Genomic DNA, 13,798 nt, shown 5'->3' with positions numbered 1-13,798 from the left:
TTAATCCCGCCGCAGCGATTTGGCGACATGCTCGAGCAGCGCCTTTAGGACGGGCGGCATGCTGGCGATCAACTCCTTCCGCTTGATATGAACCAAGGCGGCCAGGTGAGTCGCTGGCTTGCTCTGCGTCAGGAAATGATAACGATAGGCAGGGAACAACTCCTCATAACCGGCATAGGGTCCCGTCCAGGCAGTCAGGCCCGGGCCAGCCGTACCGAGCACCGCTTCGGCCGCTTTGTCCTTGGCCATCCTTGGCCCGCCGCCTGCCGGGATCACCGCCTCATACGCCGCGGGAAAGGCTTTGAGCATCGCCATGTCGAGGTCGAGCGGCGAGGAGAAATAAACGCCATATTTCTGCAGGAAATCGACCCAGCCTGAAAGATGCTGGACTTCGGTCCACTCGTGCATCTTGGCGAACTCGGAATCTGAGAGCATCCCATTCGTCGTTTGGAGCAGCTTGTTCTTTTGCTCGCCTCGCTCGATCAGCTTCTCGATGGCGGTCTTGATCCGGCCGAAGCCGCCGCCCTTGCGGCCAAGGTCGAGGTCTAGCAGGGTAGCATAGGGAATACCGAGCTGGGTGAGCAGCCGCCAGAAATGCTGTACATGACGACCGCCCAGCGGCACGATCGCAACGAAGGCCGGATCGACCAGCAGATCGAGCGCTTCGGCCAGCTTGGGCAGCACGATGCGTTCCGAATCCCCTTCGACGAGAACCACGAACCGCGCGAAATAGAGTTCGGGATAGGCGAGCAGCGCGCCGCGGACGAACTTGGTTTCCTCGCTCGCGCCTTTGGGCAGCTTGATGGATTTGACCGTCGATATGCGCGTTTTCGGATCACAGCGGCAATAGCGCACTTCGCGGGGGTCGACCCGGCTCAGCACCGCCGGGGAATGGCTGGTGATGAGGGCCTGGACTCTGCCATCTTCGGTCAGGGTGCGGAACTGCCGAACGATGCGCGCCAGGAAGTAAGGCGAGAGATGGTTTTCCGGTTCCTCCAGCGCAAACAGCGTCAGAGCGGGGATTCGCATGGTGTCGTCGCGGAATCCATCCACCGTCCCGGCGACCACGGCGCGTTCGAGGTCGAAGACCGCCGCAGCCAGCGCGAAATAGAAAAGCGATTGCTGTCCATCACTGAGCGCGTCGAGCCCGCGCTCATGGCCATCCGGACCTTGCTCGAAAATGACCGCGATCCGGCTCACCACGTCCTCGAAGCGACGGCTGACCAGGCTGAGGCGAGGCTTGGTATCGACAACATCATCGTGCAGTCCTGCCCAGCGTTGCTGGAGGGCCTGGCCGATCGACGCGATCGCAGCCTCTCCTTCAAAGGCTTCGGTCAGCGTCTCACTGGCCTCGGTGACGGCGTCTTCTGTGTCGGAAGACCATTCGATCGCCCTCAGCAGACGCGCGGCCAGCGCTCCCGCCGTGGCTCGGATCTGCGCGGCAGCATCGCGGCTGGCGGGGGTGTAATAGAGCTGGATCAGGCCGCGATCGGCTGCCGATACCGGATGACACTTGTCGGCCGGCGGATCGTCGTCAAGCGTCTCGACCCAGAACAGGTCCTGCGACACTTCGCCTTCGACTGTACCGTCATCTTCCCATCGCGCTTCGAAGCGCAGCCGGCAGACTGGATCATCGCCCGCTCGCGCAATGTGCATGCGCCGGAATGCTGGCGCGATGGTCTCCGGCGTCGCGGTGCCATCGCTCAGTTCCGGCAGGCCGATCAGGACATCGATGAAGAGATTCTTGGGGTCTCGATCATCGGGATCGTCCTCGGCGCCCAGGTGAAAATCGGAGCGCTGCACCGTCCGCTGCGCGCGGGTCACGCCGAACAGCTTGGACAAGGCTTGCAACAGCGCCGTTTTTCCCGACGCGTTGGGGCCGACCACCGCAGTAATATCCGACGCGATTTCGATCGCAAGCGGGTCGGGCCCGAAGCAGCGGAAGCCCGCGATGGTGACGGTTTCAATCAGCAAAGCGACACATCCTCTTCGATCGTCATTTGGCAGCCGTGAGCCTGTCCAGTTTTGTCATGAAAAAACGCTCGCTCCACAGATCGAGCGATTTGGCTTCGGCGGGGCGCAGGAAGCGGCGCACATCCTCGGCCGCCGCGTTCCAATCGATCTTCGCGATTGTGTCGCCGAGCGCCTGTTTCAGCCAAGGCAAGTCGACGGCAATGCTCTCGTCTCCCGCCCACGGACCGGCCTGAATCAGCGCGGTGCGGAGCAGAGCGAGGTTGGGCGCGGATCCCCTGGCGACATACCAGGAGAAATCATACCAATCCCTGCCCTTGAGGAAGCCGCGGCAGAGCAGGGCATGGATCTTGAGCGCGAAGTTGGACGGCAGGTCCTGGTGACGCACTTCATGATCGGCCGGGAAGTCGAGATAGGTCGCATCCTCGCCTGAGCCAGCGGGCGGGTTCACGTCGATCTCTAGCTTGATGCGGATCGTCCGGGGTTTGCCGGTTCCCGCGAAGGACAGGTCGAGCTGGCTTGCGATCGAATCATTCTTGAGCAGGGCCTGCCGGATCGCGGTGTCCATCTTCGTCTTGGGCAGCGCGTCGAGTTTGAGCCCGAACTGCTCGAAGACCTCGACCAGTATCTTGAGATAGGGCGACCAGTCGAAATCCGGGTCAGGCACGCGCAGCAGAAAATCCAGATCCTCCGAAAAGCGAGGCAGGCCGTGCAGGATGCGCAGCGAGGTGCCGCCCTGGAACAAGGCGACGTTGAAGAAATCGCCGCGCCACAGGGAATAGAGCGCGATCTCCTGGAGGATTTCCTTGACGGCATTCTCCTCCTCGAGCGCATTGGCGGCTTCATATCCGCGCAGTTTTTCCTTGATGATGTCAATCATGGGCTGGTGATTGCTTTCTGGTCGGCAGTACGGCGCTTTCCAGCGCGGCGAGGAAGGCGTTGACCGCCTTGTGCTTGTAGACGGATTGGAGCTTGGCAAAGTCCTTGCGACGGAGCGAGGCAAGCCTTTCTTCCTCGATGCGCATGCCCTGGATGACCCAGTCGATCCCCGTCCATGGCTGCTTGCGCAGTGCGACGAGATCCATCAGCGCGCGCAGGGGCTGCGCGACGAACGCCGTGAGGTTGCCGATCGGGATCCGATCAACGCCGGTCAGGAAGCGATAGTCGGCGATGGCCAGCGGGCGAAAATCGAAGGTGCCGAAGTCCGGCGTCTCATAATGCAGCGTCTTGCGGCCTGGCGAGACGCTGGCAGTGACAAAGACCGCTTCGGGAATCCAGCTATGATAAGCGAGCGCGCTTTCGAAGGAGACATAGCTGCCGGGCAGAAGACTTTGCGCGATCGCGAAGGGATGGACCGTTTCGCTGCGATAGCGAGAGCCCAACAGATAGGTGCCGCGCTTGACCCGGAGCAGCGAGCCATCCTTGAGCGCGCGATTGACCAGGCCATAACGCCGCGCATCGCCGCCGCCGAGCAAGCGGCCCAACTGGCGTTCGCTCAGGATATGATCGGCGAGACCTGCCGCCTTAATCTGCTGTGCCAGGGAGGACATGAAGTTCCTGATACTTCCAAAATGTGAAAGTTTCCAGAATTTTCTTTGCGGGACCGCCAAGGGAATACAACACGCAATCAATGGCAATGGAAGATCATTGCTCCATGCGAATGCTTGAAACCAATCCACCCGCCACCTATAAGGAGCGGGCTTACCGACCCAGGCAGAAGCTCTGTTCAACGGAGTTTCTGCATGACCAAACTGAACATCCGTGTCGATGAGGCGCTGTACGCGCGTCTTGCGCGCCGTGCTCATGGGGCTGGCCTGCCGGTTTCAACTTTTTGTCGGAGTGTCCTGACCCAGGCCGCCGATCCGCAACACCGCTACGTCTATTCCTCGCAGGATGAGATCCTGGCGACGGCGCTGCAGATGCTGTCGATCCTTGCGACCTTCGTCGGTCAGCAGTCACCCAAAGCACTCGAGCAGGGCATGGCGGATGCCCGCGCGATTCTCGCCGAACGCGGGCTGGTGCCGGAAGGGGCGCGGCCATGAGCATCTTCCGCAACGACACCGTCGGCTCCTGGACCCGCGGCGGACAGGCCACCGTCCACAATCTGCGGATGACCACACAGGTTTTCTACCAAACGGTGCTGGCGGGTCTGGTCCTTTGGGTGATGGGCATCGCCTGGTACGCGATGGAGAAGTCCACCGCCTACGAACGCTTCGTGCTGGTCAAGCTCGCCGAAGCCTCGATCAAGGTCGATGCAGCAGGCGGCACCAACGATCCCGTTCTGTTCAGAACACCGGACGGGACCACCTATAAGACCTCGGCCGACTGGCTGCTCGCCTCTGAGCTCGCGAAGCACACGCTGCACAGTTTCGAGGTCTACCTGATCCACGGCGCGCTGCTGTCGGGTATCTTCGTGCTCGCGGCGATGGGATATGCCTGGTTCTACTTCACGTGCGCCGGCAAGGGCCTCGGCTCCAACGAATATCTGCGCGGCGCGCGCTTCGGCACGATCAAGGAACTGCGACAGGCGCTGCGGCGGGAGAAGAAGGGGCCGATCACGATCGGCGGCGTAGCCATGCCGACAGCCTATGAGCCCGAGCATTTGCTGCTCTGCGGCGCGCCCGGCTCGGGCAAGACCAACATAATCGTGAAGATGCTCGCCGGAATTCGCGCCGACGGCAAGCGGGCGATCGTCTATGATACGGCCGGAACTTTCGTCGAGAAGTTCTACCGGCCCGGCATCGATACGCTGCTTAACCCGCTCGACGCGCGCACCGCGCATTGGTCGCCATGGGTCGATGTCCCGCGCGACTACCATTACGACCAGATTGCCGAATCCACGATCCCCGAGCCGCATGGCGATCCGTTCTGGGCGAAGGCGTCGCGCGGCACGCTGGTCGCGGTGATGCGGAAACTGGCTCGGCAGAAGCACACGTTCATCTCGGTGCTGATGTTCCGCCTGCTGCGCTCGAAGCTCAAGGATCTCGCGGCCTTCGTCACCGGCACCGAGGCGGCGGCGTTCATCTCGACCGAGGGCGAGCGCACCTCGGCGGGCATTCAGGCCGAACTCGCCTCGGTGATGCGCAGCTTCTCCTGGCTCGACGATACCGAGGACGGCTTTTCCATCCGCGACTGGGTGGAGAAGGGGAACGACGGAAGCTGGCTGTTCATCACGGTGAAGGCCGACCAGTTGCCCTCGCTGCGCCCCCTGATCACCGTCTGGCTCGATATCGCCATCAGCGCGATCATGAGCCTCAAGCCTGATATCCACCGGCGGCTCTATTGCGTGATCGACGAGCTGACCACGCTGCAGAAATTGCCGTCGCTCTCGGATTTCCTCGCCCGCGCCCGCAAATACGGCGGCTGCGGCATCCTCGGGTTCCAGTCCTTTCCGCAGCTCGTTTCCACCTACACCAAGCCCGAAGCCATGGCGATCACCGGTTATTGCTCGACCTGGGTGGCGCTGCGGGCCAACGACGGGGACACCGCCGACCACATCTCTGCCAACCTCGGCCAGGTCGAGCAGATCGAGGCCAACGAGGGCATGAGCTACGGCGTCAACGACATGCGCGACGGCATCAACCTGTCGCGCATGCAGGTGACGCGGCCGCTGGTGATCTCGAGCCAGGTGCGGGACCTGCCCAATTTCTCGGGCTACCTGCGTTTCGGCCGCCGCTTGCCCGTCGCTCAGTTCGCCGACAGCTATAACGATCTGCCCGACATCGCGCCGGGATTCATCGAGCGCGAGGAGCCACCCAAACCCCATCCTAAGGCCGAGGAACTGATCCGGCTGGCGCAGGCCGAGTCGACGCTGCGCGAAGCCACCGAGCGCGAAGCGCAGGAGGCCCGGCAGAAAGGAGCCCATCGGCAGGCAAATCCGCCGCAACCGTCACAGAAGCCAACACCGCCGGAGCCATCGGCCGCGCCGTTGCCAGCGGCCAAGCCCATGCTGCCACCGGCAAGGCGCCGGAAGGGCCGGACGGGTGAGACAGGTTCAGCCGATCAGAACGACCTGTTCCCGTCCAACGAGCCCGCAACGCCCACGCCTGCCGATAGCCCGGAAACCCCTGCCGATATCCCGTTCTCGGTCGATGACTACATCCATGCAACGCCCGAGGAACTGGAGCTGCCGTCTCGAAAGGCCTGGGCCATCGTGATGGCCAAGCAGGGCGAGATCACCGCCAAGCTGGTCCAGCACGGCGAGGCCGATAGTCCGCGTGAAAAATCGAAGCCGGCGTGATCAATCCGGTTCGCTTGCATGGCACGCCGGCCAATATCGCCCGCTATTATACGGTCGGCGACTATTACACCAAGGGCGGCGACGAGCATTCCGAATGGGGCGGGGCACTCGCCGCCGATCTCGGTCTCTCGGGCAAGGTCGATCCGGCGGTGTTCAAGGCGCTGCTGGCGGGCCAGGTCGGGGGGCAGCAACTCGGCCGTCATCGGTCCGACGGCGAGATCGAGCATCATCCGGGCTGGGACTTCGCGGTCAACGCGCCCAAGTCGGTCTCGATCATGGCGCTGGTGGCGGGCGACGAACGGATCGTCGCCGCGCACGAGCGGGCCGTGGGCAGCGCGATTGCGTATCTCGAAGAACACGCCAGCCTGCGCCGCCGCGAAGAGGGTGAGATCCGGCATCATACCACCGGCCGCCTGATCTACGCCCGTTTCACCGAGCACGCGAGCCGGGAACTCGACCCGCATCTCCACACCCACGTCGTCGTGCTCAACATGACCAACGAGGCCGCCGGCGATCCCATGGCCAGCCTCGAGACTCGCGCCATGTTCGCCGAGCAGATGACGGCGGGGCAGATCTACCGCAACGATCTTGCCCATCGCCTCAGCGAGCTAGGCTACCAGATCGAGCGCGATCCCCGCAGCGGTCTGTTCGAGATCAGGGATGTCCCCAAAGGCCTGATCCGGAACTTCTCGCAGCGCGCCGAGCAGATCAACGCCCATGCCAAAGAGCACGGGCATCAAGGGCAGGCGGAGCGGCAGCGCTCCTTTTACGCAACCCGACCAGGCAAGGAGAAGATCGGCCTCGAAGCGCTGCACGATCGCTGGGAGGAGCGCTGTAAGGCCCATGCCGACGCTTTGACGCTCTTGCGGGGCGCGGCCGACAAGATCGGCGAGCGCGACCTTCCCGCCGGCAAAGCCGTATCGGCCAGAGCCATGCTGTTCGGCATCCGCCAGGCCGAATCGCGCGAAGCGGTGAACAACCTCGGCCAGATGCTGCGGCTTGGCCTTGCCAGCCATGTCGGCGAAGTGCGCCTCGAGGATGTGCGGCCTCTCGCCGAAGCGCATGAGGACCGGCGCAAATTGCTCGCGACGCGCGAGAAGACCGGCGACCGCGATCTGACCCGCGGGCGCACGAGCCGGGCGACGGCGCGGATGGAACAAAAGCTGACCATGCATCTGGCGCTGTCGCTCGACGATGCGCGCCCGATTGCATCTGCGGACCGGTTGTTGGCGGCGCTCGAAAGGGCGGGGCTCAATCCGGCGCAGGAACAGGCGCTGGCCGCCATCGCCACCTCGCGGGACCGGGTGAACGGTGTCCATGGCGTGGCAGGGGCGGGCAAATCGACGTTGGTGAAGGTGCTGGTCGAGGCGGCCGAACCCGGCACGACCGCAGTCGCGCTGGCGCCGACGTCCTCGGCAGCGGCGGAACTTGGTCTCAAGGCCGGGATCGAATCGCGCACCATCGCCAGCCTGCTCGCCGGTGGCGGGCGTGGGATCACGGCGTCGCATCTGCTGGTTGTCGACGAGGCGGGCCAACTCGGTAATCGGCAGGCCCTTCGCGTCCTAGAGATCAGCCGTGAGACCGGCGCGCGCGCGCTGTTCCTCGGTGACAACAAGCAGACCGGCGCGATCGAGCAGGGCAAGGCCTTCTGGCTGCTCCAGCGCCTTGGCCTGCCGACCACCCAGCTCACTGAAGCAGTCCGGCAGGAAACCCGCCAGATGAAGGAGGCCGTCACCGCGGCACGGAACGCGGATTATGCCGGATCACTGGCCGCGCTCGACAAGGTGGTGAGCGGTGTCGATACGGAGGCGCTGGCGAAGGGGCTGGTCACCGAATGGACCCGCCTCAAGTCGCAGACCCGGCAGAGCACCAACATCCTGGTGCTCGACAATGCCACCCGGCTCGTCGTCAACGACCAGATACGCGAGGTGCTGAAGCGTGAAGGCAGCATAGCCGCCGAGGACACACGGCTGCAGGTGCTCACTCCTTCAGGACTGACCGACGAACAGAAGCACATGGCCCGGTTCTATTCCGGCGGGCAGGTCGTGACCTTCTCGCGCGACAATGTCGGGCTCGGCCTGGCGCAGGGCACCGAATATCGGGTGCAGGGCTTGGGACGTGACGCCAACGGGCGGCAGATCGTCAAGCTGGTCGATGAGAGCGGGCGCGTGATCCGCTGGGATCCACGATTGGGATCAGCGCGCGTCGTCAATGTCTTCGCCAAGCCCGAAGACAGAAGTCTCGCCGAGGGTGATCGCATCCAGTGGCGGCTCGCGAACAAGGACCTCGATCTCAAGAACGCCCAGCGCGGCACGGTCGAGAAACTCGACGGGCCTATCGCCACGATCCGCTGGGATCGCAGCGAGCGCGTGCAGGATGTCGATCTCTCCAAGCACCGCACCTGGGACCATGGCTATGCCGAGACGGTATATTCGGCCCAGTCCAAGACCTACGACCGGGTCTATGTGCTGGCGCCCGTGCAGTCGGGCCTGGTCAACGGGCAGAACTATTACACCGCCATCACCCGTGCCCGTTACGGCGTGAAGCTGTGGACCGAGAACGCGGACAAGCTCGCGGTGAAGCTCGCGCGCAATTCGGGTGAGAAGACCTCATCGCTCGAAGGGCTCGGGCGGCTCGATAAGGATAGCGCCAAGGCCCTGGCCGCGCGCCATCCCGATAGCCTGCGTCAGGCTCGCGAGGAACAGGAACGCCTCCGGCAGGAACGGCGCGATCGGCAGATACAGCGTCGACTTGATCGTGCGCCGCGACCACCCAATAGCTTGGGTGAGCGGCTGGCTCAGCGCGTGTTGCCTTTGGCCGAGCGTATGGATCGCATCCTGCAATCCATTCTTGATCGATCCGCGCCAGCCATCAGCGCGGCGGAGCAGGGTCCGGTTCGGCAGGACGCACCCGCGCACCAACCCGCGCACCAACCCGCGCCTCAGCCCGAGCCGGTCCATCAGCCCGCACCTGTCTATCAGCCTGAGCCTTCACGTGGGCCGGAGCGATGATGGGCAATCCCGTGCTGGCGAAGCTGCTGACCGCCAGACGCCTGGTTTCTATCGATGGAGTTGACCCATGAAATTCAAACATCTCATTCTGGTGGGAGCGGGCGCATTGTGCCTTGCCGCACCCCCGGCCATCGCGCGTTCCGCCGGTCCGGTTCGCCACGAACCCGAGGTTGCCCGCTGCATTCGTCAGGCATCCCAGGGAAGGGCTTGGCTGGAAAAGACCTTGTGGGGCCTGAGAGATCAGGAGGCGGGCTGGGTTGGAGCCGAGATCGCCAACACCAACGGCACCCATGACCTCGGCGTGCTCCAGATCAATTCCGGCTGGGTGCCGCGCCTTGCCCGGCTGTTGGGACGGCCGGGCGATCAGGTGCGGACATGGCTGCGCTATGATCCATGCTTCAATGCCGAGGCTGCGCGCTGGATATTTCTGTCCGCGCTGCATCAGACCGGCGATTACTGGAAGGCGGTCGGCGTCTATCACAGCCCGACCGCCTGGCGGCAACGGCGCTATGCGCTGAGCGTCGCCAGCCATCTTCGCCGGCGCTTCGGCGAGGGGTTGTTCGCCATGGCCGGTGGCGGGACGCTCGATGATGATAGCGAGGAGCAATAGGCAAGGCCCATTGCTCCTCGATCCGGTCAGCCGTTGAGGCGGTCCTTGATCGCCTTTGCCGGCGTGAAAGTCAGCTTCTTCGCCGCGGCGATCTTGATCGTGGCGCCGGTCGAAGGATTGCGGCCTTCGCGCTCGGGCGTCGCCTTGACCTTGAACTTGCCGAAGGCGGAGAGGGCGATTTCTTCGCCGGCAGCAGCGCCGTCGGCGACCGAGGCGAACACCGAGTCGACGATCTTGCGGGCGTCGGCCTTGGTCACGCCGTGCTCGGCGGCAATCTTGTCGGCGATGTCGTTGTTGTTCATGGGGAACCTTTCTTCGGGAAAATGGAAAAGGCCTACTAGCCGCGCGTGTGCCGGGCGTCACGAGACCTGGTCGTCGTTTTGTGCGGCTTATCCAGAGTTTCTCGCGTCTTCGCGCAGCGAAGCAGGTCATTGAAGCGGCTAGAGCCGTGCATTATATCCATGAGGCTTCTCAACTCATGGCAAGGGCCCGCAACAGGACAGGGCCTTTGTATGTTGCTTCATGACCGCGAGGCGGCCTCGCGTCGCCGTGACTTTGCTCCGGCTTCAATCTGCTTACCCAGCCTTCTGATCGTCTGGAGCTAGGCGCGATGGTTCGTCGTCGCCGAGCAGGCAGAGCCCGGATGGCTGGTTCGCCGCCACCGATGCAATTGGTGCCCGCTGCATCGCCACCGAATTCTGACATCATAGTCGGGGCAGCGCCGGACATCGTTCCGCTTTCCGCTGCCGCCGACCCACCCGATGGCGGGAGCACCGAATTGGCGGCTCTGCCCCCCGACGCGATAGTTCCGGTAGGCCAGCGTTTCTCCCAGCAATTGGTCGATGACGCGCAGCGGTACTTTTCCAAAAAGTACGGCCGGGTGATCGAAAGAGCGGAGGCTGTGGAGTTCCTGAATAGATACCTCCGATTTGGACAAATCATATCCCATTGGAAGACGTAGGCATTTTCCGATTGGGGAGCAGAACTTGGAGGTGCCGGCCAAGGGTATCCGGGATGCACTTCGAACTTTATCGCTCATATTCAATAATTTGAGGGAAGGGGGTAAGGTGTTTGCGAAAGGAATGACGTATGGCCAGACCACGAGCGAAAACACTAGCCGCCAGATCCGAGACAGGCCCCCTCAAGCGGGCGGTACTCTATGCGCGGGTCTCGACCCCTGAACAGGAGCGGGAGGGATTCTCCATTCCCGCCCAGGAGAAACTTCTGCGCGAGTATGCGGTCGCCAACGGCTTTTCGATCGCTGCCGAGTTCGTCGATGTCGAAACCGCCAAGCGTGCCGGCCGCGCGAATTTCACCGCGATGCTGCGCTATCTCAAGACCCATCAGAACGTGAAGACCATCCTGGTCGAGAAGACCGACCGGCTTTATCGCAACCTCAAGGACTGGGTCACGATCGACGATCTCGAGCTGGACATCCATCTGGTCAAGGAAAGCATCGTGCTGACCGGTGATTCCCGGTCATCCGAGAAGTTCATGCATGGCATCAAGGTGCTGATGGCGAAGAACTACATCGATAACCTGTCGGAAGAAGCCCGGAAGGGCCTGATGGAAAAGGCCGAGCAGGGCATCTGGCCGTCCGCCGCGCCGCTTGGCTACACCAACGTTGTCGGCGAGAACGGTAAGAAGATCATCGCCATCGACCCTCAGCTCGGGCCGCTGATCGCGCGCCTCTACACCTGGTATGAGAGCGGGCAGTATTCGATCAAGGAGGCGGCGCAGAAGGCGAAGATGGCCGGGCTGCGATACCGGAAAAGCGGGAGTCCACTGGCGACCAGCACCATCCACAAGATCCTCCGCAACCGGATCTACACCGGCTCTTTCGAGTGGAAGGGCAAGATCTATCAGGGGTCGCATCAGCCGCTGGTGTCGTTCGAGACCTGGTCCAACGTTCAGGAACTGCTCGACGGGCGGAGCATCTCCAACGTCCACGGTAACAAGCACCAGTTCGCCTATACCGGCATCATGACCTGCGGCCATTGCGGCTGCGCGGTCACGGCGGAAATCAAGAAGAAGCGCTATGTCTATTACCACTGCTCCCGGTTCAAGGCGCGGTGTCCCGAGCGCTATGTTCGCGAGGAGGTTCTCGACGAGAAATTCGAGGAGGTTCTCCGCCGGCTCAATCTGGACAACGAGGCTTTCTCGCTCATTCGCCGGGCCTTGAAGGAGACCGCATCCCACACCCAGAATGAGCGCGACGATCGCGTCAGCAAGCTCCGCGCCGAAGCCGATCGGCTCACTCGCCGGCTGGATACGCTCTACATCGACAAGATGGACGGCAAGATCACGGCCGAATTCCATGATCGTCTGGCACAGCAGTGGCGCGAGGAGCAGCATCGCTGCATTCAGGAGCTTGCAACTCTGGCCGACGCCGAGAGCGATCTGGTCGATGATGGCATCGCGCTGCTCGAAGTGGTCCGGAACGCCCACGCAGGCTTCGCAAAACAGCCATTGGCGATCAAACAGCGCTTTCTGAATCTGGTTCTATCGAACTGTTCCTACGCCAATGGCGAATTGACCGTGGAGTTCAGGAAACCGTTTGATTTTCTTGCCGAAATCCCGAGGCCGGGAAATGATGGCACTCAGGCAAATATTCAATCGAACCGCCGAAGTGGCGAATTGGTCGGGGAGACAGGATTCGAACCTGCGACCCTCTGCTCCCAAAGCAGATGCGCTACCAGGCTGCGCTACTCCCCGACCCTTTCGGCCGACCCTTTCGGCGGCCGCTTGCGGCGGTGGTGGGCCCGGCAGGATTCGAACCCGCGACCTAGCCGTTATGAGCGGCCAGCTCTAACCGCTGAGCTACAGGCCCCAAACCGCGCGTTGCATCGCCGTGCCCGCCGGCGCGCCGCGCCGTCAGGACAGCGCCGCTTACAGCGCCGCCGGGCGCTAGGCAAGCGCGACCGACGCCATGATCTCGCGCACGCAGGTGGGCCGCACCCCGCGCGAGGCGAGGTAGCCGAACAGCGTGCGCCACCAGTCATAGAAGGCGTCCAGATCCTCGTCGCTGCGCACATAGGGCGTGTGGCCGGGGGCGAGCGAGGGGCTGTGGAACGAGAAGACGAGCACGGGCAGGCCATCGTCCAGCGCGATGTCCACGCCCCGGATCGCTTCCTCGGCCGTCACGCCTTCGGGGGTCAGCGGAATGCGTTCGAGCAGGCCGGCGCGCGCCAGCAGGCCGCGCACCGAGGGCGTGCGCCACATGTGCGGATAGATGATATTGCCTGCCTGGCGCAGCAGGCCCCAGTACACCGTGGTCAGCGGCAGTTCCATCAGCGTGCGTTCGGCATCCACCCAATAGGGCCGCAGCGGATGGTTGCGGAAATTGGGGCCGCCGGCATAGCTGTAATCGAACAGGGCGCGCACCGAAGTGTCGATGGCCAGGCCATGCTCCTTCAGCATCGCGGCGCTGTGCGGACCGATGCCATAGCGCCCGGCGCGATAGATCAGCGGCGCCGCCCCGAAATTGCCCTCGATCGCATCGCGCAGGCGGGCGAACTTGGCATTTTCGAGCCGGGGCGGAAGATTGCCGGCGAAGCTATTGAATTCATTGACCGCTTCTTCGAACGGCGGGCTCACCCAGGGGTGGAGCTGGACGCCGATCTCGGCGCGGCCATCGGCCACCGCGCCGCGCAACGCTTCGGCGGCGGGCGGGGCGGAGGCAATCGGATAGTCGAGCATGTAGGACGGCACGACGCCGAAGCCATCGCAGAATTGCTGGAACTTGCGGAGCGCCGGGATCGTCACCAGCCCGAACCGTTCGCGATTGAGCGGCGCGTTCCAGTCGAATTCCTCTTCGGTATCGACCGTCACGATGAAGCGCTGGCCGAAATCCTCGCGGAACCGCACGAACTGCTCGGCGGACGGCAGATCCAGGAGGCTGCTTCCCGGCACTGGCAATTTCACCCCTATCCCCCGCGGCATCGTCCGCGCGTGGCGAAGCGGTCC

9 protein-coding genes, 2 tRNA genes and 1 pseudogene are annotated in these 13,798 nt (G+C 63.3%); 5 read left to right on the top strand and 7 right to left on the bottom strand.

The window, feature by feature from the left end:
- Genes PYV00_RS10450 through PYV00_RS10440 form a run of 3 tightly spaced genes read right to left on the bottom strand, consistent with a single transcriptional unit; the run spans nucleotide 1 to nucleotide 3,521 of the window.
- The gene (locus tag PYV00_RS10450; RefSeq protein WP_275228201.1) at nucleotides 1-1,974 is read right to left on the bottom strand and encodes an ATP-dependent nuclease; all 1,974 of its coding nucleotides are present in this window, start codon (nucleotides 1,972-1,974) and stop codon (nucleotides 1-3) included.
- A gap of 22 nt (nucleotides 1,975-1,996) precedes the next feature.
- Entirely contained in the window at nucleotides 1,997-2,851 is an 855-nt protein-coding gene (locus PYV00_RS10445) for a nucleotidyl transferase AbiEii/AbiGii toxin family protein (protein ID WP_275228200.1), read from the bottom strand.
- Complete coding sequence (locus PYV00_RS10440) at nucleotides 2,844-3,521, bottom strand: type IV toxin-antitoxin system AbiEi family antitoxin domain-containing protein (protein WP_275228251.1); 678 nt, start codon at nucleotides 3,519-3,521, stop codon at nucleotides 2,844-2,846. The genes PYV00_RS10445 and PYV00_RS10440 overlap by 8 nt, the downstream gene beginning before the upstream one ends.
- A gap of 192 nt (nucleotides 3,522-3,713) precedes the next feature.
- Here PYV00_RS10440 and PYV00_RS10435 point away from each other — a divergent pair, with 192 nt between their 5' ends.
- From PYV00_RS10435 to PYV00_RS10420, 4 genes are all read left to right on the top strand, one after another.
- On the top strand, nucleotides 3,714-4,013 hold the full coding sequence (locus PYV00_RS10435) for a CopG family transcriptional regulator (protein WP_275228199.1): 300 nt from the start codon (nucleotides 3,714-3,716) through the stop codon (nucleotides 4,011-4,013).
- Entirely contained in the window at nucleotides 4,010-6,211 is a 2,202-nt protein-coding gene (locus PYV00_RS10430; protein ID WP_275228198.1) for a type IV secretion system DNA-binding domain-containing protein, read from the top strand. The genes PYV00_RS10435 and PYV00_RS10430 overlap by 4 nt, the downstream gene beginning before the upstream one ends.
- Entirely contained in the window at nucleotides 6,208-9,222 is a 3,015-nt protein-coding gene (gene mobF, locus PYV00_RS10425) for a MobF family relaxase (RefSeq protein ID WP_275228197.1), read from the top strand. Before PYV00_RS10430 ends, mobF begins: the two co-directional genes overlap by 4 nt.
- A 67-nt stretch (nucleotides 9,223-9,289) precedes the next feature.
- Nucleotides 9,290-9,832 carry a lytic transglycosylase domain-containing protein gene (locus PYV00_RS10420; RefSeq protein ID WP_275228196.1) on the top strand — a complete coding sequence of 181 codons (543 nt, stop codon included), beginning with the start codon at nucleotides 9,290-9,292 and terminating at the stop codon, nucleotides 9,830-9,832.
- Between the two features lie 26 nt (nucleotides 9,833-9,858).
- Here PYV00_RS10420 and PYV00_RS10415 read toward each other — a convergent pair whose 3' ends face one another.
- Nucleotides 9,859-10,134, bottom strand: a complete 276-nt coding sequence (locus tag PYV00_RS10415; protein WP_275228195.1) for an HU family DNA-binding protein — start codon at nucleotides 10,132-10,134, stop codon at nucleotides 9,859-9,861.
- 787 nt (nucleotides 10,135-10,921) lie between these two features.
- Between PYV00_RS10415 and PYV00_RS24400 the strand changes: the two are divergent.
- Nucleotides 10,922-11,905: pseudogene (locus PYV00_RS24400) on the top strand (recombinase family protein); the annotation flags it as partial.
- 565 nt (nucleotides 11,906-12,470) lie between these two features.
- Here the strand turns inward: PYV00_RS24400 and PYV00_RS10400 are convergent.
- The 3 genes from PYV00_RS10400 to PYV00_RS10390 form a co-directional block, all read right to left on the bottom strand.
- A tRNA-Pro gene (locus PYV00_RS10400) sits at nucleotides 12,471-12,547 on the bottom strand.
- 39 nt (nucleotides 12,548-12,586) lie between these two features.
- Nucleotides 12,587-12,662, bottom strand: a tRNA-Ile gene (locus PYV00_RS10395).
- A gap of 77 nt (nucleotides 12,663-12,739) precedes the next feature.
- Complete coding sequence (locus PYV00_RS10390) at nucleotides 12,740-13,744, bottom strand: polysaccharide deacetylase family protein (RefSeq protein ID WP_275228250.1); 1,005 nt, start codon at nucleotides 13,742-13,744, stop codon at nucleotides 12,740-12,742.
- Nucleotides 13,745-13,798 lie beyond the last annotated feature (54 nt).

The organism is Novosphingobium album (ex Liu et al. 2023) (assembly GCF_029076845.1).
Classification (GTDB): Bacteria; Pseudomonadota; Alphaproteobacteria; order Sphingomonadales; family Sphingomonadaceae; genus Novosphingobium.
This window is presented reverse-complemented; position numbering and strand designations above follow the sequence as displayed.

What these genes read in the sequence shown, in the direction of transcription:
- PYV00_RS10445 (WP_275228200.1), bottom strand. Translation starts at nt 2,851, where the DNA reads ATGATTGACATCATCAAGGAAAAACTGCGCGGATATGAAGCCGCCAAT.
- PYV00_RS10440 (WP_275228251.1), bottom strand. Translation starts at nt 3,521, where the DNA reads ATGTCCTCCCTGGCACAGCAGATTAAGGCGGCAGGTCTCGCCGATCAT.
- PYV00_RS10435 (WP_275228199.1), top strand. Translation starts at nt 3,714, where the DNA reads ATGACCAAACTGAACATCCGTGTCGATGAGGCGCTGTACGCGCGTCTT.
- PYV00_RS10430 (WP_275228198.1), top strand. Translation starts at nt 4,010, where the DNA reads ATGAGCATCTTCCGCAACGACACCGTCGGCTCCTGGACCCGCGGCGGA.
- PYV00_RS10420 (WP_275228196.1), top strand. Translation starts at nt 9,290, where the DNA reads ATGAAATTCAAACATCTCATTCTGGTGGGAGCGGGCGCATTGTGCCTT.
- PYV00_RS10415 (WP_275228195.1), bottom strand. Translation starts at nt 10,134, where the DNA reads ATGAACAACAACGACATCGCCGACAAGATTGCCGCCGAGCACGGCGTG.